Annotated in this window: 21 protein-coding genes; 9 read left to right on the forward strand and 12 right to left on the reverse strand. The window is 62.0% G+C overall.

Annotated features, from left to right (window positions below):
• Positions 1-2 precede the first annotated feature (2 nt).
• From flgJ to HX801_RS12405, 6 genes are all read right to left on the reverse strand, one after another.
• On the reverse strand, positions 3-1,265 hold the full coding sequence (flgJ, locus tag HX801_RS12380; protein WP_177022175.1) for a flagellar assembly peptidoglycan hydrolase FlgJ: 1,263 nt from the start codon (positions 1,263-1,265) through the stop codon (positions 3-5).
• 4 nt (positions 1,266-1,269) lie between these two features.
• Positions 1,270-2,358, reverse strand: a complete 1,089-nt coding sequence (locus HX801_RS12385) for a flagellar basal body P-ring protein FlgI (protein WP_032899355.1) — start codon at positions 2,356-2,358, stop codon at positions 1,270-1,272.
• 27 nt (positions 2,359-2,385) lie between these two features.
• A complete protein-coding gene (flgH, locus tag HX801_RS12390; RefSeq protein WP_003214607.1) occupies positions 2,386-3,081 on the reverse strand; it encodes a flagellar basal body L-ring protein FlgH in 696 nt (231 codons plus the stop codon).
• A gap of 53 nt (positions 3,082-3,134) precedes the next feature.
• Entirely contained in the window at positions 3,135-3,920 is a 786-nt protein-coding gene (flgG, locus tag HX801_RS12395; protein WP_003214609.1) for a flagellar basal-body rod protein FlgG, read from the reverse strand.
• 63 nt (positions 3,921-3,983) lie between these two features.
• The gene (locus HX801_RS12400; protein ID WP_003214611.1) at positions 3,984-4,724 is read right to left on the reverse strand and encodes a flagellar basal body rod protein FlgF; all 741 of its coding nucleotides are present in this window, start codon (positions 4,722-4,724) and stop codon (positions 3,984-3,986) included.
• A gap of 306 nt (positions 4,725-5,030) precedes the next feature.
• Entirely contained in the window at positions 5,031-6,596 is a 1,566-nt protein-coding gene (locus tag HX801_RS12405) for a sigma-54-dependent phenylalanine hydroxylase transcriptional regulator PhhR (protein WP_003214613.1), read from the reverse strand.
• Between the two features lie 266 nt (positions 6,597-6,862).
• Between HX801_RS12405 and phhA the strand changes: the two genes are divergently transcribed.
• The 3 genes from phhA to HX801_RS12420 all read left to right on the forward strand — a co-directional run bounded on the left by phhA (position 6,863) and on the right by HX801_RS12420 (position 9,311).
• Positions 6,863-7,654: a phenylalanine 4-monooxygenase gene (gene phhA / locus HX801_RS12410; protein WP_177022176.1), complete on the forward strand. Its 792-nt coding sequence runs from the start codon at positions 6,863-6,865 to the stop codon at positions 7,652-7,654.
• Positions 7,655-7,758: 104 nt separating this feature from the next.
• Entirely contained in the window at positions 7,759-8,115 is a 357-nt protein-coding gene (locus HX801_RS12415; protein ID WP_177022177.1) for a 4a-hydroxytetrahydrobiopterin dehydratase, read from the forward strand.
• Positions 8,115-9,311 (forward strand): amino acid aminotransferase, encoded by a 1,197-nt coding sequence (locus HX801_RS12420; RefSeq protein WP_177022178.1) that lies wholly within the window; start codon positions 8,115-8,117, stop codon positions 9,309-9,311. Before HX801_RS12415 ends, HX801_RS12420 begins: the two co-directional genes overlap by 1 nt.
• Positions 9,312-9,452: 141 nt before the next feature.
• Here HX801_RS12420 and HX801_RS12425 read toward each other — a convergent pair whose 3' ends face one another.
• Entirely contained in the window at positions 9,453-10,262 is an 810-nt protein-coding gene (locus tag HX801_RS12425; protein WP_003214618.1) for a UDP-2,3-diacylglucosamine diphosphatase, read from the reverse strand.
• A 133-nt stretch (positions 10,263-10,395) separates the two neighbouring features.
• Between HX801_RS12425 and HX801_RS12430 the strand changes: the two genes are divergently transcribed.
• On the forward strand, positions 10,396-11,187 hold the full coding sequence (locus HX801_RS12430; protein WP_087692744.1) for an AraC family transcriptional regulator: 792 nt from the start codon (positions 10,396-10,398) through the stop codon (positions 11,185-11,187).
• A 154-nt stretch (positions 11,188-11,341) separates the two neighbouring features.
• A complete protein-coding gene (locus HX801_RS12435; RefSeq protein ID WP_102369680.1) occupies positions 11,342-12,232 on the forward strand; it encodes a DMT family transporter in 891 nt (296 codons plus the stop codon).
• Here the strand turns inward: HX801_RS12435 and HX801_RS12440 are convergent.
• Positions 12,226-12,513: a SelT/SelW/SelH family protein gene (locus HX801_RS12440; protein ID WP_003214624.1), complete on the reverse strand. Its 288-nt coding sequence runs from the start codon at positions 12,511-12,513 to the stop codon at positions 12,226-12,228. The genes HX801_RS12435 and HX801_RS12440 overlap by 7 nt on opposite strands.
• Positions 12,514-12,596: 83 nt before the next feature.
• On the opposite strand from HX801_RS12440, the gene HX801_RS12445 reads away from it, so the two are divergent.
• On the forward strand, positions 12,597-14,786 hold the full coding sequence (locus HX801_RS12445; RefSeq protein WP_003214625.1) for a patatin-like phospholipase family protein: 2,190 nt from the start codon (positions 12,597-12,599) through the stop codon (positions 14,784-14,786).
• Between the two features lie 132 nt (positions 14,787-14,918).
• On the opposite strand, the gene HX801_RS12450 is transcribed toward HX801_RS12445, so the two are convergent.
• Both HX801_RS12450 and recQ read right to left on the reverse strand, forming a co-directional pair.
• Positions 14,919-15,353, reverse strand: coding sequence for a MarR family transcriptional regulator (locus tag HX801_RS12450; protein ID WP_004371158.1), 435 nt, complete (start codon positions 15,351-15,353; stop codon positions 14,919-14,921).
• A gap of 121 nt (positions 15,354-15,474) precedes the next feature.
• A complete protein-coding gene (recQ, locus tag HX801_RS12455; RefSeq protein ID WP_004371161.1) occupies positions 15,475-17,601 on the reverse strand; it encodes a DNA helicase RecQ in 2,127 nt (708 codons plus the stop codon).
• Positions 17,602-17,877: 276 nt separating this feature from the next.
• On the opposite strand from recQ, the gene HX801_RS12460 reads away from it, so the two are divergent.
• Entirely contained in the window at positions 17,878-18,465 is a 588-nt protein-coding gene (locus tag HX801_RS12460) for a YecA family protein (RefSeq protein WP_004371163.1), read from the forward strand.
• Positions 18,466-18,485: 20 nt separating this feature from the next.
• Positions 18,486-18,878: a YbaN family protein gene (locus tag HX801_RS12465; RefSeq protein ID WP_102606413.1), complete on the forward strand. Its 393-nt coding sequence runs from the start codon at positions 18,486-18,488 to the stop codon at positions 18,876-18,878.
• A 117-nt stretch (positions 18,879-18,995) separates the two neighbouring features.
• On the opposite strand, the gene HX801_RS12470 is transcribed toward HX801_RS12465, so the two are convergent.
• On the reverse strand, positions 18,996-19,682 hold the full coding sequence (locus HX801_RS12470) for an HAD-IA family hydrolase (protein ID WP_004371166.1): 687 nt from the start codon (positions 19,680-19,682) through the stop codon (positions 18,996-18,998).
• 104 nt (positions 19,683-19,786) lie between these two features.
• Positions 19,787-20,635 carry an oxidoreductase gene (locus HX801_RS12475; RefSeq protein ID WP_087692746.1) on the reverse strand — a complete coding sequence of 283 codons (849 nt, stop codon included), beginning with the start codon at positions 20,633-20,635 and terminating at the stop codon, positions 19,787-19,789.
• Between the two features lie 97 nt (positions 20,636-20,732).
• Here HX801_RS12475 and HX801_RS12480 point away from each other — a divergent pair, with 97 nt between their 5' ends.
• Positions 20,733-21,629, forward strand: a complete 897-nt coding sequence (locus HX801_RS12480) for a LysR family transcriptional regulator (RefSeq protein WP_004371170.1) — start codon at positions 20,733-20,735, stop codon at positions 21,627-21,629.
• The last annotated feature ends 23 nt before the right edge of the window (positions 21,630-21,652 follow it).

Raw genomic sequence — 21,652 nt, forward strand, 5'->3', positions numbered from 1 at the left:
CCTTATAAATGAGTGGAAGCGCCCGCGGCAGCGTAGTTCTGGTAGCTGTTCATCGTTTTTGCGATCTGCGAAATCTTGCTGGCGTAATCCGGGTCGGTTGCATATCCGGCTTTTTGCAACTCGCGCACAAACTGTTCCGGGTTGTCGGCTGATTTCACAACTTCTTTATAGCGATCATTGCTTTGCAGCAACGTCACCAGGTCATGGAAGCTGTCCTGGTAGGAATTGTAGGAACGAAACTGCGCCGTCTCCTTGACCATCGCGCCATTGCGAAACTCGCTGGTGATCGCCCGGGCCTGTTCGCCCTGCCAACTCTGGCCGGCCTTGATACCGAACAGGTTGTGGCTGCTGGTGCCATCCTCGGCACGCATCACCGATTTACCCCAACCGGTTTCCAGGGCGGCCTGGGCCACCAGGTAGCGTGGGTCGACGCCAATCCGCGCGGCGGCCTGCTTGGCCATCGGCAACATGGTGGCGACAAATTCATCCTGCGAGCTGAAGGCTTTCTTCGCCGGTGCCAGCGGTGGCTGGGCGACGGCGCGGCCGTAAACCTGCATCTGTCCGTGAGGCGGTATGGCGGCAAGGCTGCGGGCGGTGCTGTTGACCACGCCATCATCGGCAGCGCTGTTACGCAGCGGCGCGGCCTTGGCGGCAGTGGTAGCCTCGGCACCCGGCACGATGCCGGCCAGCAGGCGATCCGTCAGCTTGCTCGGCAACGAGATGCGTCGCTGGTTCATCAGCGCCATGTCGTTGGCGTGGGAGTTGGTGCCTTCAGGCACCGCCACGCGGTACGCCCACAATGGCCGCTGACCATTGCTGCGGCCCAGCGGGCCATCGGCCTTGGTACCGGCGGCAATTTCAGTCGGTACATCCACCTTCTTCGCGGGCGCAGCCGGGCCTTGCAAGGTGGCCGCCTGGGCGTCCACCGGTTTGTTCTTTTGCATCTGGCGCAGCAGCACGTCCGCCAGGCCGATACCGCCGCCCTCGCGGGACAGGGAAACCGCCAACTGCTGGTCGTACATTTCCTGGTACTGCTTGGCCGCCGGGGTATTCAGCGGGTTGTCCTTGCCCAGGGCTTCGGTAGCCGAACGCATGGACTTGAGCATCTCGCCGAGAAACAGCGACTCAAATTCCTGCGCGACCTTGCGCATGTTGCCGTCGCTGTTCTTGTCGCCGACCTTCAACTGGTTAAGCCGGTTGAGGTCGGAATAGGAACCCGAATCCGCCGTGCTGGTCAGGCCGCTCTTGCGCATGTCCATGGCCATGGCGTCAGATCACTATCAGGTCGGCTTGCAAGGCGCCGGCCTGTTTCAATGCTTCGAGGATCGCCATCAAGTCGCCGGGCGCTGCGCCCACCTGGTTCACCGCACGGACAATCTCGTCCAGGGTGGTGCCGGGGCCGAACTTGAACATCGGCTTGGCTTCTTGCTGGGCATTCACCCGCGAACGGGGTACCACGGCAGTCTGGCCGTTGGACAACGGGCCAGGCTGGCTGACGATCGGGTCTTCGGTGATGGTCACGGTCAGGCTGCCGTGGGTCACGGCCGCTGGCGAAACCTTGACGTTCTGGCCGATCACGATGGTGCCGGTCCGCGAGTTGATGATGACTTTCGCCACCGCCTGGCCTGGGTCAACCTCAAGGTTTTCCAGCAGAGACAGGTAGTCCACACGCTGGCTTGGGTCCAGCGGTGCCGTCACACGAACCGAGCCGCCATCGATGGCCTGGGCCACGCCCGGGCCGAGCAACTCATTGATCTTGTCGACCACGCGCTTGGCGGTGGTGAAGTCAGAGCGGTTGAGGTTCAGGGTCAGGCTGTTGCCCTGGTTGAAGCCGCTGGGCACGGTGCGCTCCACCGAGGCACCACCGGGAATCCGCCCGGCCGACGGCACGTTGACGGTGATCTTCGAACCGTCGCGGCCTTCGGCATCAAAGCCACCCACCACCAGGTTGCCCTGGGCAATGGCGTAGACGTTGCCGTCGATACCTTTTAGCGGCGTCATCAGCAAGGTGCCGCCGCGCAGGCTTTTCGAGTTACCCATGGACGAGACGGTGATATCGACCACCTGCCCCGGCTTGGCGAACGGCGGCAAGTCAGCGCTGATGGACACCGCCGCGACGTTCTTCAACTGCACGTTGCCCGAGCCCGGCGGTACCTTGATGCCGAACTGCGAGAGCATGTTGTTGAAGGTCTGCAGGGTGAACGGGGTCTGGGTGGTCTGGTCACCGGTGCCGTTAAGCCCCACCACCAGGCCGTAGCCGATCAGCTGGTTGGACCGCACGCCGGAAATGCTCGCGATGTCTTTCAAGCGCTCGGCCTGGGCGCCTGCGCTCAGGGCCAGCAGCAACATCGCAGCCATCAGCTGTTTGAAGTTCAAAGTGATCACCTAGAAAGGGAACAGCGGGCTAAGGAAGAAACGGTCAAACCAGCCCGGCTGACTGGCGTCAGCAAACGAACCCGTACCCGAGTAGGTGATGCGTGCATCGGCAATCCGTGTCGACGGCACGGTGTTGTCGGTGGAGATATCGTCGGCGCGAACCATGCCCGCAATGCGCACCAGTTCGTCACCGGTGTTGAGGGTCATCCACTTTTCGCCGCGTACGGCGATGATGCCGTTGGGCAGCACGTCGGCCACGGTCACGGTGATCGAACCGGTCAGGCTGTTGCCCTGCCCTGCCGCACTCTTGCCGTTGGTGGCGCGGTCGCCGCTGTAGCCGGCGTCCAGGCTCAGGTCACCGCTGCCCAGCGGGTTGTTGGTGTTCGGTACACCGCCAAACAATGAAGTCAGGCCGATGCTGGTCTTGCTGGTCTTGCCGATCTGCGAGTTGGCGTTCTTGCTCGCCTGGGTCTTCTCGTTCAGCGTGATGGTGATGATGTCACCGACCCGGAAGGCCTTGCGGTCGCTGTACAGGTTCTGTTCGAACCCGGCCTGGTAGATCGAGCCATTGTTGGCGGCCGCCGGCAACGGCGTGCGCGGCAACACCGGCGCATAGTACGGGTCATTGGGCTTAGGCGTCGGGGCGACACAGCCCGCGAGCACAGCAATCCCACTCAATGCCAGAACAGAAACATAGCGATTCATGACCCATACCTCACGGTGTTGCAGGCGCCTTCAAGGGCGCCCCATAGACTTGATTACAGATTCTGCGTTACGAACGAAAGCATCTGGTCGGCGGTGGAAATCACCTTGGAGTTCATCTCGTAGGCGCGCTGAGTGGTGATCATGTTGACCATCTCTTCAACGGTGCTGACGTTGGACGTTTCCAGGGTGCTTTGCAGGGTGGTACCAAAACCGTTGAGGCCCGGGGTGCCGATTTGCGGCGCGCCGCTGGACGCGGTTTCCAGGAACAGGTTGTTACCGATCGCCTGCAGGCCGGCCGGGTTGATGAAGTCGGCGGTTTGCAGGTTGCCGATCACCTGGGACGCCGGGTTGCCGGCCACGGTGATCGACACGGTGCCGTCGTTGCCGACGGTGAAGGTCTGGGCGTTGTTCGGCACGACAATCGCCGGCTCCAGCGCGAAGCCATTGGCGGTCACGACCTGGCCGTTGGAGTCCAGGTGGAACGTACCGTCACGGGTGTAGGTGGTGGTGCCGTCCGGCTGCAGGATCTGGAAGAAACCCTTGCCGTTGACTGCCAGGTCCAGCGGTTGGCCGGTCTGCTGCAGGTTACCGGCGCTGAAGTTCTTCTGGGTGCCAACGATTGCCACACCGGTACCCAGTTGCAGGCCCGACGGCAATTCGCTGTCCTGGGTCGACTGGGCGCCAGGCTGCTTCTTGATCTGATAGAGCAAGTCCTGGAACTCGGCGCGGTCACGTTTGAAACCCGTGGTCGACACGTTGGCCAGGTTGTTGGAAATGGTGGTCAGGTTGGTGTCCTGGGCGGACAGGCCTGTCTTGGCAACGTATAGAGCCGGAAGCATGTTCTTCTCCTTCGTGCGCCTGTTTTATGGCGCCGCGCTACAAAAATTAGTGTGTGGCTGCTATCAGCTCATCGCCAGGACGCGGGTCATGGCCTGGTCGTCTTCTTTGGCGCTGTTCATCATCTTGATGTGCAATTCGAACTGCTTGGACAGGGCCAGGACTGCCGTCATTTCTTCGACGGCGTTCACGTTGCTCGCCTGCAGGAAGCCCGACGTCAGCTTGACGTTGGCATCGGCCTGGGCCGGCTGGCCATCCTTGGTGTGGATGGTGCCGTCGAGGCCCTTGGTCATGTTCTTGAGGTCGGGCTGCACCAGCTTGATCCGGTCCACTTCAGCCATCACCCGCGGGCCTTCGCCCATGGCGCGGATGCTGATGGTGCCGTCCTGGCCGACTTCGATCTGCTGCTGGGGCGGCACGGCAATCGGGCCGCCGTTGCCCATGATCGGCATACCGTTGCCGGCCCGCAGCACGCCCAGCGCATCGACGTTCATGCTGGCGCTGCGCACGTAGGACTCGCCGCCATCCGGGTTTTGCACGGCCATCCAGCCGTCACCGCTGACGGCCACATCGAGGTCACGGCCGGTTTCAATCATCGCGCCAGGGGAAAAGTCCGTGCCTGGACGCTCGGTCAAGGCAAAGGCCCGCGCCGGAAAGCTGTCACCGAACACCGGCATCGAGCGCGCCTGTTCCAGGTCACGCTGGAAACCATTGGTGGAAACGTTCGCCAAGTTGTTGGCGTGGGCCTTCTGCGCCAGTGCATTCTGGCTGGCGCCGGTCATTGCCACGTAAAGGTACTTATCCACGCTCTTTCCTCTTTCTGACGGACGCTTGCCGCCCACCGCTGTACTGATGAGGCTTAAGCAATTTGCGAACCAACTTTTTGAAATGAGGAAAAGTCCAGGCGGGGCGGGGGTTTGCCGGCAGGTGGCAGCTGAGGGCAGCAGGAAGAGAGTCGAAAAAACGGCGGACTTATGCCGCTAACGGCAAGTGCAGGTATCAAGACCGACAAAGATCAACTGTAGGAGCTGGCTTGCCTGCGATGGCGGTGTATCAGCTACCACTTGTTTTGCTGACCCGCCGCTATCGCAGGCAAGCCAGCTCCCACAGGTTTAACCGCGTTCGGCTTTGACGACTTCGTAGTCGCGCAACTTGTTGGCAATAGTGGTGTGGGACACGCCCAGCCGCTTGCCCAACAGACGGCTGCTGGGATGTTCGGCATACAACTGCGCCAGCACGGCCTTTTCAAAGCGCCCGACGATCTCCTCCAACCCGCCTTCCAGGGAAAAATCCCCCAGCGGCTGGCGCACGCCATAGTCCGGCAGGCGAATGTGCTCGGCCTTGACGGTGCCGCCCTCACACAGCGAAACCGCCTGGAACAGCACGTTCTCCAACTGCCGCACATTCCCCGGCCAGTGGTAATGGCTGAGGCGTTCCATCGCCGCCGGTGCGAGCTTGGGCAGCGGGCAGCCGATCTGCCGGCTGGCCTGATCCAGGAAGTGCTCCACCAGCGGCGGCAAACCGTCGAGGCACTCGCGTAGCGGCGGGATATGCAGCGAGAGCACATTGAGACGATGGTAAAGGTCCTGGCGGAATTCGCCCCGGGCGCACAGTTCGGAAAGGTCCACCTGGGTCGCGCAGATCACCCGCACATCCAGGTACACCTCTTCATCACTGCCTACACGGCGAAAGCAGCCGTCCTGCAGAAAGCGCAGCAACTTCACCTGCAACCGCGCGCTCATTTCGCCGACGCCGTCGAGAAACAACGTACCGCCCGCCGTCAGCTCCAGCAGTCCCAACTTGCCCTCCGCCCTCGCCCCTTCAAAGGCGCCGGGACCATAGCCGAACAACTCGGTCTCGGCCATGGACTCGGGCAAACCGGCGCAGTTGAGCGCCATCAACGGCGACTGGCCGCGCGGGCTGGCCAGGTGACAAGCGCGGGCCAGCAACTCTTTGCCGGTGCCGGTTTCGCCTTCTATTAATAGAGGCGCATCCAACGGCGCCATGCGCCGAGCCTCACGCACCACGGCGGCCATGACCCTGGAGCTTTGGAAAATGCTGTCGAAGCCGCGCAGTTCCTGCTTGCGCACATTGTAGATACGCTCACCCACCCGGTCGGCGCGGTGCAGGGTCAGTACGGCGCCGGCCATGGCTTCGCTGTCGTCATGCTCGGAGGATTGCAGCGGCGCAATATCGGCCAGGAATACATCGCCCTTGACCTTGACCCGCAGGCCGTTGATTCGCGATTTGCTGGCCCGTACCAGTTCCGGCAAATCGAAATCTTCGGCGTAGCGCGACAACGGAATGCCCGGCACCTCATCCACCCGTACTCCGAGCAACTGCGCCGCCGCGCGGTTGGCCGCGACGATGGAGCCGCCCATGTCGATGGACAGCACCGGAAACTCCAGCGCCCCCAGCAGCGCGTTGAGCTCCATATGCCGACGCTCGCTGGGCATCAGCCCTACCCGCTTGACGCCAAATACCCCGGCAATCGCCTCGAACTGCGGGCGCAATGCCTGGAACTGCAGGTTCACCAGGTTCGGGCAATAGAGGTAGATGGCGTTGCCGTGCTCGCCACCGACCTCGCCCTTGGCAACGTTCACGCCGTACTCCACCAGCAGGTTGAGGATGTCCCGCAGGATGCCGATGCGGTTCTGGCAATGCACTTTGATACGCATGAGAAGGCCCGAAGAGGTGGAGTCGCTGCGTCTTTTTGCCGCCGGCCGCAGATAATCGTCAAGATTATGTGACAGCTGCGAGGCGATTCACACCCAAAATACGCCACAGGGAGAACGAATCGCCTCAGCCGTAACGAAAACTTTACGAATACCGGTAACTTTTCCTACAAAAGCGTGGCGCAGGAGGATGGCTTCCTGGCCCAGGCGGCGTATCAATAGGCTCATCCCAGGACATAACAAGAACGAATGCCTAGCAGGAGAGCAGTATGAAGCAGACGCAGTACGTGGCCCGCGAGCCCGACGCGAACGGTTTTATCGACTACCCGCCCGAAGAACACGCGGTGTGGAACACCCTGATCACGCGCCAACTGAAAGTGATCGAGGGCCGCGCCTGCCAGGAATACCTGGACGGCATCGACAAGCTCGGCCTGCCCCACTACCGCATTCCACAGCTGGCGGAAGTCAACAAAGTGCTGGCCGAGACCACGGGCTGGCAAGTCGCCCGGGTGCCGGCGCTGATCCCCTTCCAGACTTTTTTCGAATTGCTCGCCAACAAGCAGTTTCCGGTGGCGACGTTTATTCGTACCCGTGAAGAGCTGGATTACCTGCAGGAACCGGACATTTTTCACGAGATCTTCGGCCATTGCCCACTGCTGACCAACCCCTGGTTCGCGGAATTCACCCACACCTACGGCAAGCTCGGCCTGGCCGCCACCAAGGAACAGCGCGTGTACCTGGCGCGCCTGTACTGGATGACCATCGAGTTCGGCCTGGTGGACACGCCCGAAGGCCGGCGCATCTACGGTGGCGGCATCCTGTCTTCGCCCAAGGAGACCGTGTACTGCCTCTCGGACGTGCCCGAGCATCAAGCCTTCGACCCGCTCGAAGCGATGCGCACGCCGTATCGCATCGACATTCTGCAACCCGTGTACTTCGCCCTGCCCAACCTCAAGCGCCTGTTCGAAGTGGCGCAGGAAGACATCATGGGTATGGTCGAACGCGGGATGCAGCTGGGGCTGCACGCACCGAAGTTCCCGCCCAAGCCAAAAGCGGCTTGAACTGCGGCTTTTAGGGCCAGGTGAGTCTGTTCCCTGGCCCCGCGTTGCTTTAGGGTGACGCTACTGACGACCGTTTCCAAATACTCGATTTCAGGAATACCCACATGACCACGTTGAACCAAGCCCACTGCGAAGCCTGCCGCGCCGACGCCCCGCAAGTCAGCGACGAAGAGTTGCCGGTGCTGATCAAGCAGATCCCCGACTGGAACATCGAAGTACGCGATGGCGTGATGCAGCTGGAAAGGGTCTTCCTGTTCAAGAATTTCAAATTCGCCCTGGCCTTCACCAACGCCGTGGGCGTGATCTCCGAAGCTGAAGGCCATCACCCGGGCCTGCTCACCGAATGGGGCAAAGTCACCGTGACCTGGTGGAGCCACTCCATCAAGGGCCTGCACCGCAACGACTTCATCATGGCCGCGCGCACCGACGAAGTGGCCAAGGATGCCGAGGGCCGCAAGTAATGCATTTCGACGCAATTGGCCGGGTGCCCGGAGACCCGATCCTCGGGCTGATGGAGCTGTATGCCCAGGACCCGAACCCGCTCAAGTTCGACCTCGGCGTGGGCGTGTACAAGGACGACCAGGGCCTGACGCCGATCCCGCATTCGGTGAAACTGGCCGAGCAGCGCCTGGTGGAGCAACAAACCACCAAGACCTACATCGGCGGCCATGGCAATGCCGCGTTCGGCAAGCTGATCAGCGAGCTGGTGCTGGGCGCTGGTTCGCCGCTGCTGAGTGAACGCCGCGCTGGCGCCACCCAGACGCCTGGCGGCACCGGCGCGCTGCGCCTGAGCGCCGACTTTATCGCCCACAGCCTGCCCGGCCGTGGCGTATGGCTGAGCAACCCGACCTGGCCGATCCACGAAACCATCTTCGCCAAGGCCGGGCTCAAGGTCAGCCATTACCCGTACGTGGGCAGCGACAATCGCCTGGACGTAGCGGCGATGCTGGCCACCCTGTCGACGGTGCCTGAGGGCGATGTGGTGCTGCTGCACGCCTGCTGCCACAACCCGACCGGTTTCGACCTGTCCCACGATGACTGGCGCCAGGTGCTGAAGATCGTCCAGGAACGTCAGTTGCTGCCGCTGATCGACTTTGCGTATCAGGGTTTTGGCGATGGCCTGGAACAGGATGCATGGGCGGTGCGGCTGTTCGCGGCTGAGCTGCCTGAAGTGCTGATCACCAGTTCCTGCTCGAAGAACTTCGGCTTGTACAGCGACCGTGTCGGCGCGTTGATTGTGTGCGCGGCGGACGCCGAGAAACTGACGGATGTGCGCAGCCAGCTGGCGTTTATTGCGCGTAACTTGTGGTCGACGCCGCCGGACCATGGTGCTGCTGTGGTGGCGACGATTCTCGGTGACGCCGGGCTGAAAAAGCAGTGGGCCGAGGAAGTGGAAGCGATGCGGGCGCGGATTGCGCAGCTGCGTTCCGGGCTGGTGGAGGCGTTGGCGCCCCATGGGTTGTCGGAGCGGTTTGCGCACATCGCGGCGCAACGCGGGATGTTTTCCTATACCGGGTTGAGTGCGGAACAGGTGAAGCAACTGCGGGACAAGCACAGCGTGTATATGGTCAATTCCGGGCGCGCGAACGTGGCGGGGATTGATGCGACGCGGTTGACGTTGTTGGCAGAAGCGATCGCAGATGTTTCCCACACCTGACTGAAGAAACCGGCTCCAAATGTGGGAGCGGGCTTGCTCGCGAATGCGGTGGGTCAGTCGAATTATCTGGTGACTGACCCACCGCATTCGCGAGCAAGCCCGCTCCCACATTTAGACCGAGTGAGTCTGTGGGTTTGAGGCTTAGCCCGCGACCATCTCGGCCTTTAGCTGTGCCTCTTTCGCCTGGGCATCCGCCAATCGATACAGCTCGATATGCCCGTCCCAGTGCTCGATCAGCGCTGTGCACGACTCCACCCAATCCCCGCAATTGAGGTAGTCCACCTCGCCCACCTTGCGAATCTCCGCATGGTGGATGTGCCCGCACACCACGCCGTGCAATTCGCGCTTGGTCACTTCATGGGCGATCGCTTCTTCAAAATCACTGATAAAGCTCACCGCCGTCTTGACCTTGTGCTTGAGGTACGCCGACAACGACCAATAGCCGTAGCCATAGCGCGCCCGCCAGTGGTTCAGCCAGCGGTTGAGTGTGAGGGTGAATTCGTAGGCCGAATCGCCGAGGAACGCCAGCCAGCGGTGGTACCGGGTGATCACGTCGAACTGGTCGCCATGGATCACCAGCAAATGCCGGCCATCGGCAGTCACGTGCACCGCCTCGTCCACCAACTGGATATTGCCAAGGATCAGCTTCGAATAACGCCGCAGGAATTCATCGTGGTTGCCGGTGACGTAGATCACCTCGGTGCCGCGCTTGCTCATGGTCAGCAGGCGGCGGATCACGTTGGTGTGGGCCTGGGGCCAATACATGCCGCTGCGCAGCTTCCAGCCGTCGATGATGTCGCCCACCAGGTAGACCTTGTCGGCGTGGTAGCCCTTGAGGAAATGCGAGAGGTGTTCGGCCTGGCAATCCCGGGTGCCCAAATGCACGTCGGAAATCCACAGGGTACGCACGCGCTGCTTGCGGCTGGGTTTGGCGAGTTCGGCGCTGGTCATGGGCATGCCTCACGGTGTTTTCGCGAGCTTGCGCCCACGGGATTAATAGCCCATGACAGTGTTGCGTCAGTCTGATGACAGCGCCCGCAGGCGGCGAAGCGATGTAAACTGCGGGCCTGCCCAGGAGACTGCGATGAGACCCAACCTCACGCTACGCCACTACCCCGATGCGCCTATCGCCCATAGCCACGACCATGCACAGCTGGTGTTTGGCCTGTCCGGGCACCTGGACTTCGAGGTGGATGGCCGGGGCGGCCAGGTGCAGCACAGCAGCGTGATGGTGCTGCCCTACTCCGCCCATCACGCGTGCCGCAGTCGCGATGGCAGCCGCTGCCTGGTGCTGGACGTGCCCGATGAGCACTGGCTGGCGCAGTCCCTGGGCGAGCATGCCGACGCCAGCCGCCGCTTGCTCGACCGGTGCGCACACCTGACCCTCGACAATCGCCAAAGCCAACTGGTGCAATGGCTGGCAAGCAGCCCGGTGGACGACCCGCTGATCGCCCAGCAAGGCGCCGTATTGCTGCTGGCCAGCCTCAACCTTGCGCAGCCGCCGGTGGGCAAGCGCCTGCCCTATGCCGCGTTCGATGCGCATATCCAGCGGCACGCCGCGCACCCACTGCAAGTGGCGGACCTGGCGAAGCTCGCCGACCTGTCCGTCGCCCGCCTGCATGCACGGTTTATCGCGGAAAGCGGGCAGACGCCGATGGACTACATACGCACCCGGCGCTTGCAGATGGCCCGCGGCCTGTTGCGCGACAGCCAGCTGCCGATCGGCGAGATTGCCGCGCGGGTGGGCTATGGTTCGCAAAGTGCATTTGCTGCGGCGATGTTGCGCGAGTTTGGCCTCTCGCCCCGAGCCTTCAGACGAGCACCGCCCGGTGCAGGAGCTGGCTTGCCTGCGATAGCATCACCGCGCGCTATCTGAACGACCGAGTTGTCTGCATCGCAGGCAAGCCAGCTCCCACAGGGATCTTCACCAAGCAAGAGTCCTGCGACAAAAGCCGCGAGCCCAACGACAGACGCGAATGCCTGCAACCCTCTAGACTGCGATCCTGTAAACCCGTCGTTTAAGGATCGCAATGACTCCCCGCACAGCCCTCGGCGCCCTGCATATCGGCGCATTGATGTTTGGCCTCACTGGTGTGTTCGGCAAACTGGCGGCCGCTTCGCCGGCGATTATCGTGTTCGGCCGCGCCGCGTTCGCGGTCATTGCCCTGGCAATCTTTGCGCGCTTTGCCAGCAACACGCCCTGGCAGAAGCTGCAAGCCCGCGACTGGCGCCGCCTGCTGGTCAGCGGCCTGCTGCTGGCCGGGCATTGGGTAAGTTTCTTTATTGCGGTAAAGGTCGCCGGTGTGGCCATCGCCACCCTGGGCTTCGCCACCTTCCCGGCGTTCACGGTGATTCTCGAAGGCTTGATTTTCCGCGAGCGGATTCGCGCCAACGAGATCCTGCTGGTGGTGCTGGTGAGCATCGGCCTGGTGCTGGTCACGCCGGATTTCAATCTCGCCAGCCAGGCCACCAGCGGCTTGTTGTGGGCGGTCGGCTCCGGGTTGTTGTTCTCGCTGCTGTCGCTGAACAACCGCGCCAGTGGGCGCATCCCGCCGGTGCAGGCCGCCTTGTGCCAGAACGTGGTGGTAGCGCTGTGCCTGTTGCCCGTCGCCGCGCCCGGGCTGGCCGAAGTGCGACCAGTGGACTGGCTGTGGATCGGTCTGCTCGGGGTGTTCTGCACCGGCCTGGCCCATAGCCTGTTTGTCGCCAGCCTCGCGGTGCTCAAGGCGCGCACGGCGGCGGTGGTGTTTGCCATGGAGCCGGTGTACGGCATCACCGCGGCCTGGCTGCTGTTTGCTGAAACGCCGACCCTGCGCATGCTGATGGGCGGCGCGCTGATCATCGTGGCCATCGTGGTGTCCGGGCTGATGGGCGGCGCCAAACCGGCCAAGCAGCCGGCCACCACGGCCGAGGTTCATTGAGTACGGTCGTTATGCCCCAGGTCCCGTTGCGGGTCGATCTGGTCACGTACCCGTTGCTTGAGCACCTTGGCTTCCGGGAAGCCCCCGTCGGCCTTGCGTTCCCAGATCTGCACACCGTCGCAGGTAATCCGAAACGCACCGCCGGTGGCCGGCTCCAGGGCCACTTTGCCGAGGTCATCGGCGAACGTGCTCAGCAGTTCCTGGGCCAGCCAGGCGGCGCGCAGCAGCCACTGACACTGGGTGCAATAGGTGATGACAATCTCGGGCTTGGCCGCTGACATGAATTGACTGGCTCCTGCTTGGCGGGTTGAAAGGATCGAGTGGCTATAATACCGGCCTTTATCGTCCTGCCTTGAGATTGATGATGCGCCGCCTGTTGTCCTGCCTGTTGCTGTGCCTGTTCCCTGTCCTCGTCCAAGCCGTCGAAAATCCGCGCCCGAAGATCGGCCTGGTCCTCTCCGGCGGTGCCGCCCGTGGCCTGGCGCACATTGGCGTGCTCAAGGCCCTGGAAGAACAGGGCATCCACATCGATGCGATTGCCGGCACCAGCATGGGTGCGGTGATCGGCGGGCTGTACGCCTCGGGCTACAAGATCGACGAGCTGGAAAAACTCGCGCTGAACATCGACTGGAAGCTCGCCCTGTCTGACGCGCCACCGCGGGAAGACGTGCCATTCCGGCGCAAGCAGGATGACCGGGATTTCCTGGTCAAACAGAAACTCAGCTTCCGCGACGACGGCAGCCTCGGCCTGCCACTGGGGGTGATCCAGGGTCAGAACCTGGCCTTGCTGCTGGAAAGCATGTTCGCCCACACCAGTAACGTGCGGGATTTCGACAAGCTGCCGATCCCCTTCCGCGCCGTGGCCACCGACATCACCAGTGGTGAAAAAGTGGTGTTCCGCAAAGGCCACCTGCCCCAGGTGATCCGCGCCAGCATGTCGATCCCGGCGGTGTTTGCCCCGGTGGAACTGGATGGCCGGCTGCTGGTGGACGGCGGCATGACCGATAACATCCCGCTGGATGTGGCGCGGGAAATGGGGGTCGACATCGCCATCGTCGTCGACATCGGCACCCCGCTGCGCTCACGCAAGCAACTCAACACCGTGGTGGACGTGCTCAACCAGTCCATCACCCTGATGACCCGGCGCAATTCCGAAGAACAACTCAAGGCCCTGGCGCCCCGCGACGTGCTGATCCAGCCGCCCCTGGCCGCCTACGGGGTGACGGATTTCGGGCGCGCCAAGGACATGATCGACGCGGGCTACCGCGCCACCCGCGCACTCGACGTGCGCCTGGCGCACCTGCGCCCGGCCGAACCGGTGGACCCGTCGCTGGTGGCCGCGCGAACGCCCGGCGAGCGCAACCCGGTGATCACCGCAATCAAGGTAGAGAACGACTCCAAGGTGGGCGACGAGGTGATCCGCTACTACATCCGCCAGAACCTCGGCGAGCCCCTGGACCTGGCCCGCCTGCAAACCGACATGGGCACTCTGTACGGCCTGGATTACTTCGAACAGGTGCAGTACCGCGTGGTGAAAAAGGGCAAGGACAACACCCTGGTCATCAGCGCCCGGGGCAAACGCAGCGGCACCGACTACCTGCGCCTGGGCCTGAACCTGTCGGATGACATGCGCGGCGACAGCGCCTTCAACCTCGGCGCCAGCTACCGCATGAACGGCATCAACCGCCTCGGCGCCGAATGGCTGACGCGGGTGCAGATCGGTGACAAGCAGGAGCTGTACAGCGAGTTCTATCAGCCGATGGACACCGGTTCACGCTACTTCGTCGCGCCCTATATCAGTGCCCAGGCGCAGAACGTCGAACTGATTGAAGACAATAACCCGATCTCCGAATACCGCCTGGAACGCTACGGTTTCGGCCTGAACGTGGGCCGGCAGATCGGCAACAGCGGCGAGATTCGTTTCGGCGTCGGCGAGGCCTGGGGCAAGGCGGATGTGCGCATTGGCGACCGGAATTCACCGAGCATCAACTTCAGCGAGGGTTTCTATGAGCTGAAGTACTCCTTCGACTCGTTCGACAACGTGTACTTCCCCCATACCGGCGAAGACATTGGCCTGGCCTTCCGGGAGTTCGAACCGGGGCTGGGTTCGGACCAGCGCTATCGCCAGTGGGAGTTCAAGCTGGACAAGGCCATGAGCAGCGGGCCGGACACACTGATCCTCGGCGGGCGCTATGGGCGCACCCTGGATAAGTCGGACGTGGTGATTTCCAGCTTCCTGCTGGGGGGCGCGCGGCAGTTGTCGGGCTTTCGCGAGGATGCGATTGCCGGGCAAAACATCAGCCTGATGCGCGCGGTCTACTATCGCCGGCTGACGCCGCGGTCTTATCTGCCGCTGGATTTCCCGTTGTACCTGGGCGCATCACTGGAACGTGGGCGAGCGTGGAACAACGACAATGAATACGACAGCGGGTACATCAACGCCGCCAGTATTTTCCTGGGGTTTGATACGCCGCTGGGGCCGTTGAATTTCAGTTATGGGTTTAACGATGACAGTCAGCAGGCGGTGTACCTGAACCTGGGGCAAACCTTCTAACTACGCCGCAAAACCCATGTGGGAGCGGGCTTGCTCGCGAAGGCGGTGTGTCAGTCAGCACATGTATTCACTGACACTCCGCCTTCGCGAGCAAGCCCGCTCCCACATTTTTGATCTTCTGTGTACTTGGGGTCAGGACTTCTCGAGATTTCCGAGTATGTGTTCATGCACCCGCATGCACACCCGCAGATCCTCTTCATCAACACCCACAAACAGCTCATGGCGCAAGGCCGTGGCGATGGTCTCGATCTGCTCGATCAGCGGCTTCGCGGTGTCGCACAGCACGATGCGCTTGGCGCGGCGGTCTTCCACCACGGCCTGGCGTTGCACCAGGCCCTGGCTTTCCAGGCTGTCGAGCAAACGGGCCAAGGTGGGCCCCTCTACCCCGACACTCTGCGCCAGCTCACGCTGGGTAGGCGGTTCGGTAAAACGGGCCAGGTGCAGCAGCACCAGCCAGCGTGCCTGGGACAGTCCCAAACCTGCCAAGCGGCGATCCAGCTCGGCACGCCATCCTCGGGACATATGCGCCAACTGCATGCCAAAACGGTGTTGATCGGTTAACGGCATAAAAAACTCATGGATTAGACTGAAAATAAAGTGTGGCTAATTATTAGTCAGCTAAGCATGACCCATGCCAGTAGGCAAGACCCGGTATGTACTGATTCGTTACATTGTCGTAATTGGCACATCAAATCTCGAATTCCGACTGCAAAGCGGCCCTTACGCAGTACAAAACGCCCTCGGGAACGCGGCCGGTAAACAGCGGCGCAATCTCGGAAACGGGTGGCAATTCGCCTTCTCCATCCAGGAATGCATCCTGGATTTCACCGAGCAAATCTTCCGGCAGATCAAGGGCCTGCTCCAACGACAACTGCTGCTTGCCAATGGACTCGGCGAGCAAGGTGTAGACGTTCTTTTCCGAGCACTGCAGCTGCCCGGCAATCTGGATCGGGGTCATGCCGGCACGGGCGAGGCTGATCAACTCGTGGCGGATGTCGGCGACCTCTTTCGGCGCCTCGACCTGGCCGCCGAGCACTTCGAGGAAGGCCTGGCCATAACGCTCCAGCTTGCGCGCACCGACGCCGCTGACCCTGGCCATCTCGCCCAGGGTAGTGGGATGGTCGCGGAGCATTTCCAGCAAGGTGGAGTCCGGGAAGATGACGTAAGGCGGCACGCTGTGTTCCTGCGCCAACTTCTTACGCAGCGCGCGCAGGGCTTCCCATTGTTCGCGCTCTTCGAAACGCACCAGTTGGCTGGCCTGGCTGGTGCTGCTCTTGGCGGTGGTTTGCGGCTTGAGGTCGCGGCGCAGCTCCAGGCTGACTTCGCCCTTGAGCAGCGGCCGGCAACTGTCGTTCAGGCGCAGGCCGCCGTAGCCTTCCAGGTCGATGTCCACCAGGCCACGGGCGACCATCTGCCGGAACAGCGAGCGCCACTCGCCTTCGGCGCGGGCCTTGCCCACACCGTAGACCGAGAGTTTTTCGTGGCCGAAGCTGCGAATCTTTTCATTGTCCTTGCCCAGCAACACGTCCACCAGGTGGCCGACGCCATAGCGCTGACCGGTGCGGTAGATCGCCGACAACGCCTGGCGCGCCGGCTCGGTGGCGTCCCAGGTCTGCACGCCGTCCACGCAGTTGTCGCAGTGGCCGCAGGGCTTGGGCATGTCTTCGTCGAAGTAGGCGAGCAAGGTCTGGCGACGGCAGCGGGTTTCTTCACACAGCGACAGCATCGCGTCGAGCTTGTGCTGTTCCAGGCGCTTGTGGCGCTCGTCGCCTTCGGAGTTCTGCAGCATCTGCTTGAGCATCACCACGTCTTGCAGGCCGTAGACCATCCACGCATCCGCCGGCAGGCCGTCACGGCCGGCACGCCCGGTTTCCTGGTAGTACGCCTCAAGGGATTTGGGCAAATCCATGTGGGCCACGAAGCGCACGTTGGATTTGTCGATGCCCATGCCGAACGCGATGGTGGCGACCATGATCAGGCCTTCCTCGTTGAGGAAGCGCTTCTGGTGGTAGGCCCGCAGTTCGTTGGGCAAACCCGCGTGATACGGCAGTGCCGGGTAGCCTTGTTCACTGAGGAATGCGGCGACCTCATCGACCTTCTTGCGCGACAGGCAATAGACAATGCCGGCGTCGCTGCGCCGATCGGAGAGGAACGCCAGCAGCTGCTTGCGCGGCTGTTCCTTGGGCACAATGCGGTAAAAGATATTCGGCCGGTCGAAGCTCGAGAGGAAGCGCTCGGCGTTCTGCAGGTGCAGGCGCTCGACGATTTCTTCGCGGGTCCGCTTGTCGGCGGTGGCGGTCAGGGCGATGCGCGGGACGTTGGGGAACAGTTCCGCCAGTTGGCCCAGCTGCAGGTATTCACGACGGAAATCGTGGCCCCATTGGGACACACAGTGGGCTTCGTCGATGGCGAACAGGGCGATTTCCAGGCTCTGCAGGAACGCCAGCATCCGTGGCTGCACCAGGCGCTCGGGGGCGAGGTAAAGCATCTTCACTTCGCCGCGCTTGATCCGGGCGGCGAGGTCACGCTGCTGTTCGGCGCTGAGGGTGGAGTTCAGCGAAGCAGCCGCCACGCCGAGCTCTTCAAGGGTGGCCACCTGGTCGTCCATCAGGGCGATCAACGGCGACACCACCACCGCAAGCCCTTCCCGCAGGAGTGCCGGTACCTGGAAGCACAGCGACTTGCCGCCACCGGTAGGCATCAGCACCAGGGCGTCACCGCCGTTGGCCACGCGCTCAATGATCGCACCCTGGCGGCCACGAAAACTGTCGTAGCCGAAGATGTCCTTGAGGACGCGTTGAGCCTGCTCGAGCATGAAAAACTCCAAATATCGCCGAAATCCCTCTGTACAGGCTGGTCGAAAAAGCACGCTTGAGCGGGAAATAATCCGTAAGCGAACTTTTCCCGCGACTGGCGCTTGGCCTGCAGGGGCATCACAAAACGCGGCAGTATACCCGAGCGTTACCCGGCAAAGGGTGCCGTTGGTGAATTGCCGCCGGGCTCAAATACCTCTCAAATCTGTGCTGCGGCTGGCCTGGCAGCTCAAGAAAGCCTAGAATTGCCCATCGTTTATTCCCAAGGTAGTCCGTCAATGTCCTTCGCTGAGCAACTAACCCGCCTGCAAGCCTTCCTCGATGCCGATGAGCTGCACGACGAGGCGCTGGACTACGTGGCCGCCCACGGCTATCTGACCGCGCTGTCGATATGCTCCGATGTCGTTCCCGACCGTGAATGGATCGACGCCCTGTTCTCCGAAGAGCCTCACTACAGTGATGCCGCCCAGCGCGAAGAAATCGAATCGACCCTGCTGGCCCTCAAGGCTCACATTGGCCGCCAACTGGCTTCCGATGAAGAGTTCGAACTGCCTTGCGACCTGGACCTGGGCGAAGACCCGGACGACTCCGAACTGCGCGGCTGGTGCATCGGTTTCATGGAAGGCGTGTTCCTGCGTGAAGAGGCCTGGTTCGAAACGGCTGAAGAAGAAGTCAGCGAAATGCTGCTGCCGATCATGGTCGGTTCCGGCCTGTTCGACGAGCAACCTGAGTTCTCCGACATCGCCGCCGACGCCAACCTGATGGACGACATGATCGTTCAGATCCCGGAAGCGCTGACCGCCCTGTACCTGCTGTGCAACGCACCTGACGAAAAGCCGGCGATCCTCAAGCCTCGCCACCACTAAGACCGTTGCCCGTGGCGCCCATGGGCAACCGTTCCGCGATCCTGCGTTACGTTCTGCTGGCCATCGGCTGGTTGAGCGTGGCGCTCGGGGTAATCGGCATCTTCCTGCCGGTGCTGCCCACTACCCCCTTCCTTCTGCTGGCTGCCGCCTGCTTTGCCCGTAGCTCCCCGCGCTTCTACCGCTGGCTGGTGGAACACCCGCGCCTGGGGCCGTGGATTCGTGACTATCTGGATGGCAACGGGATTCCGCTCAAGGGCAAGGTGTATGCCATTGGGTTGATGTGGGTGAGTATCGGGTTTTCCTGCTACCTGGTGCCGCTGATCTGGGCGCGAGGGTTCATGCTGACCAGTGCGGTGTTGGTGACGGTTTATATTTTGCGGCAGAAGACCTTGCCCAAGGCACCGCAGGACTGAATGTGGGAGCGGGCTTGCTCGCGAATACGGTGGATCAGTCAGCACATGTATCGGCTGACACACCGTATTCGCGAGCAAGCCCGCTCCCACATTTTTAATCCAGTCGCTTCAGAGGGATCAACGCATCGGCGGCAAGCCATACGCCGCCAAATCAAAGTCAGCCAACTTGCGAATAATCTGGTCAGCATGGTGATACTTGCTGTCCGCCATCGCCTCATCCGGCACCGCAATCGCGGTCATGTGCGCAGCCTTCGCCGCTGTCACGCCAAACGGCGAATCCTCAAACACCAGGCAATCCTCCGGTGCCACACCCAAGCGGCGCGCCGCCGTCAGGAAGATATCCGGCGCCGGCTTGGCCGCCCCGACCTCCGGATCATCCGCCGTGACGATAGTGTCGAACAGCCCAAACCACTCACGGTGCAACGTAGTCTTGTGGCCAAACGAGTTGCGCGACGAACTGGTGCCCACGGCAATCGGAATGTTATGCGCCTTCAAGTGCCGCACCAGCGCCTCAGCACCCGGCATGCCCAAGGCCTTGGGGAAACGCTCGCTCATCAGCGGCTCGCGGATCACCAGGAATTCTGCGGGGGTAATCGGCAGGTCCAGCGCCTTGACCACGTAATCCGCCAGGTCCTGGGCGCCGCGACCAATGATGTGCTGCTTGATCCCCCAGTCATAGGTACGGCCATAGCGTTCGGCGATGATCTGTGTGACTTCGGTGTAGATGCCTTCTGTGTCCAGCAACAACCCGTCCATATCGAAAATGACAGCCTTGATCGGGACAGCGGTACGCGGTGCATTCATCACTACAGATCCGTGGGCAAAAGGACTAAAAGGATTCAGCACAATAACGGCCAGCGTTACCTGCAAGCAACCGTTACGGCCTTGTGCCGAATCCAGTCAGTGCTTCACTCGGGAAAATCCGCCCCCTCAGTTACCTCAGCCCACGCATCAAAATCCGCACTCAGCGCCTTCACCTTGGTCCGCGCAAAGGTCAACGCAGCCTTGCCCAGCAACAGGCGCAATGGCGGTTGCTCAGCCTCCACCGCCTTGACGATGGCAATCGCCGCGCGCACCGGATCACCCGGCTGCTTGCCGCTGTAGTTGCGAACCATATTGGCCCGTGCCACCGCCGTTTCCTTGTAGTCGGCAATCCCGTGAGCCGCCTCGTTGGCCGAACGCCCGGCCCAGTCGGTGCGGAACGGGCCCGGCTCGACCAGCAACACCTTGATCCCCAACGGCGCGACTTCCTGGGACAGCGCCTCGGAAAGGCCCTCCACCGCAAACTTGGTCGCATTGTAGAAACTCAGCGACGGGAACGCCGCCACACCGCCCACCGAGGAAATGTTCACGATGCTGCCAGAGCGCCGGGCGCGCATGCCGGGCAAGGCCGCGCGGGTCATGGCGCTCAAGCCCCACACGTTGATTTCGAACATGTTGCGCACGTCATCCAGGTCGCTTTCTTCGAAGGAGCCGAAGTAGCCGACACCGGCGTTGTTGACCAGTACGTCGATATGGCCGAAACGTTCTTCAGCCGCTTTGACAGCCGCCTCGACCTGGGCCTGGTCGGTAACGTCCAGCGTCAGGACCAGGGCGTTTTCTTCGTGACCGGCAACGATGTCTTGCACCTGCTGCGGATTACGCGCGGTGACCACGGTCGGGTAGCCGAGGCTCAGGGTGTGCAACGCCAGCTGGCGGCCGAAACCGGTGGAGCAGCCAGTGATGAACCAGACGGGTTTTGCGGTGGAAGTCGTCATAAAGGGCCAATCCTCGTGTGTGTAGGAAAAGTATGCGCGCCGCTGTTCTTGCTAAAAAGATGCATAATCTGCAAGGCCCTTTCGGAAATACCACACAATGGACACGCCCGATTTTCAGCAGTTGCGACTGTTCCTGCAGGTCGCCCGCTCGAAAAGCTTCACCCAGGCGGCCGACGCCAGCAGCCTGTCGGTGTCGACCGTCAGCCATCGCGTGCGCGCCCTCGAGAAACAGTTGGGTGTGCAACTGCTCAACCGCACCACCCGCAGCGTCAGCGTGACCGAGGCCGGCGAGCAGTTGATCCAGAAGATCACGCCGCTGCTGGAAGAACTGCAAACCAGCCTGCACAGCGTAGCAGCGGCGACGGTCGACGCCGCCGGCACCTTGCGCCTGAACATTCCCTCCACCGCCAGCCGAATGGTCCTGCAACCGTTGCTCCAGCGCTTCCTGCGCAAATACCCGGGCATCAACCTGGAAGTGGCGGTGGATAACAGCCTGGTGGACATCGTCGCCCAGGGTTTTGACGCGGGCATCCGCTACGACCATGTGCTGGCCGAAGACATGGTGGTGGTGCCGGTGGCGACGCAGTTGCGATTCGTCATCGTCGCCACGCCGCAGTATTTGCAGGGGCGCAAACTGCCCACTCATCCCCACGACTTGCTCGAGCATGAGTGCGTCAACTACCGCAGTGCGCAGACCGGCTCGCTGCACCGCTGGGACTTTGAAAAAGCCGGCAAGCAGATGCGGGTTACGGTAAAAGGCCGGCTGGCGACCAACGATGTTGAATTGATGGTGCGCGGTGCGCTGGACGGGTTTGGCTTTGCCTACGTGGCGCGCTCCAGCGTCGAGCAGTACCTGCAACGCGGTGAGTTGGTGGAGGTGCTGGACGACTGGATTGCCCACAGCGCGCTGTATTTGTATTACTTCAACCGTACGAACACGCCGAAGAAATTGCGGGTGTTTATCGAGTTCCTGAAGGAAGAATTCGGGACCTGATCCATTCAAAAAGCGAACCCCAT

This window comes from Pseudomonas sp. G1002, from assembly GCF_013385455.1.
Classification (GTDB): Bacteria; Pseudomonadota; Gammaproteobacteria; order Pseudomonadales; family Pseudomonadaceae; genus Aquipseudomonas.

What these genes read in the sequence shown, in the direction of transcription:
- flgJ (WP_177022175.1), bottom strand. Translation starts at nt 1,265, where the DNA reads ATGGCCATGGACATGCGCAAGAGCGGCCTGACCAGCACGGCGGATTCG.
- HX801_RS12385 (WP_032899355.1), bottom strand. Translation starts at nt 2,358, where the DNA reads ATGGCTGCGATGTTGCTGCTGGCCCTGAGCGCAGGCGCCCAGGCCGAG.
- flgH (WP_003214607.1), bottom strand. Translation starts at nt 3,081, where the DNA reads ATGAATCGCTATGTTTCTGTTCTGGCATTGAGTGGGATTGCTGTGCTC.
- flgG (WP_003214609.1), bottom strand. Translation starts at nt 3,920, where the DNA reads ATGCTTCCGGCTCTATACGTTGCCAAGACAGGCCTGTCCGCCCAGGAC.
- HX801_RS12405 (WP_003214613.1), bottom strand. Translation starts at nt 6,596, where the DNA reads ATGCGTATCAAAGTGCATTGCCAGAACCGCATCGGCATCCTGCGGGAC.
- phhA (WP_177022176.1), top strand. Translation starts at nt 6,863, where the DNA reads ATGAAGCAGACGCAGTACGTGGCCCGCGAGCCCGACGCGAACGGTTTT.
- HX801_RS12415 (WP_177022177.1), top strand. Translation starts at nt 7,759, where the DNA reads ATGACCACGTTGAACCAAGCCCACTGCGAAGCCTGCCGCGCCGACGCC.
- HX801_RS12420 (WP_177022178.1), top strand. Translation starts at nt 8,115, where the DNA reads ATGCATTTCGACGCAATTGGCCGGGTGCCCGGAGACCCGATCCTCGGG.
- HX801_RS12425 (WP_003214618.1), bottom strand. Translation starts at nt 10,262, where the DNA reads ATGACCAGCGCCGAACTCGCCAAACCCAGCCGCAAGCAGCGCGTGCGT.
- HX801_RS12430 (WP_087692744.1), top strand. Translation starts at nt 10,396, where the DNA reads ATGAGACCCAACCTCACGCTACGCCACTACCCCGATGCGCCTATCGCC.
- HX801_RS12435 (WP_102369680.1), top strand. Translation starts at nt 11,342, where the DNA reads ATGACTCCCCGCACAGCCCTCGGCGCCCTGCATATCGGCGCATTGATG.
- HX801_RS12440 (WP_003214624.1), bottom strand. Translation starts at nt 12,513, where the DNA reads ATGTCAGCGGCCAAGCCCGAGATTGTCATCACCTATTGCACCCAGTGT.
- HX801_RS12445 (WP_003214625.1), top strand. Translation starts at nt 12,597, where the DNA reads ATGCGCCGCCTGTTGTCCTGCCTGTTGCTGTGCCTGTTCCCTGTCCTC.
- HX801_RS12450 (WP_004371158.1), bottom strand. Translation starts at nt 15,353, where the DNA reads ATGCCGTTAACCGATCAACACCGTTTTGGCATGCAGTTGGCGCATATG.
- recQ (WP_004371161.1), bottom strand. Translation starts at nt 17,601, where the DNA reads ATGCTCGAGCAGGCTCAACGCGTCCTCAAGGACATCTTCGGCTACGAC.
- HX801_RS12460 (WP_004371163.1), top strand. Translation starts at nt 17,878, where the DNA reads ATGTCCTTCGCTGAGCAACTAACCCGCCTGCAAGCCTTCCTCGATGCC.
- HX801_RS12465 (WP_102606413.1), top strand. Translation starts at nt 18,486, where the DNA reads ATGGGCAACCGTTCCGCGATCCTGCGTTACGTTCTGCTGGCCATCGGC.
- HX801_RS12470 (WP_004371166.1), bottom strand. Translation starts at nt 19,682, where the DNA reads ATGAATGCACCGCGTACCGCTGTCCCGATCAAGGCTGTCATTTTCGAT.
- HX801_RS12475 (WP_087692746.1), bottom strand. Translation starts at nt 20,635, where the DNA reads ATGACGACTTCCACCGCAAAACCCGTCTGGTTCATCACTGGCTGCTCC.
- HX801_RS12480 (WP_004371170.1), top strand. Translation starts at nt 20,733, where the DNA reads ATGGACACGCCCGATTTTCAGCAGTTGCGACTGTTCCTGCAGGTCGCC.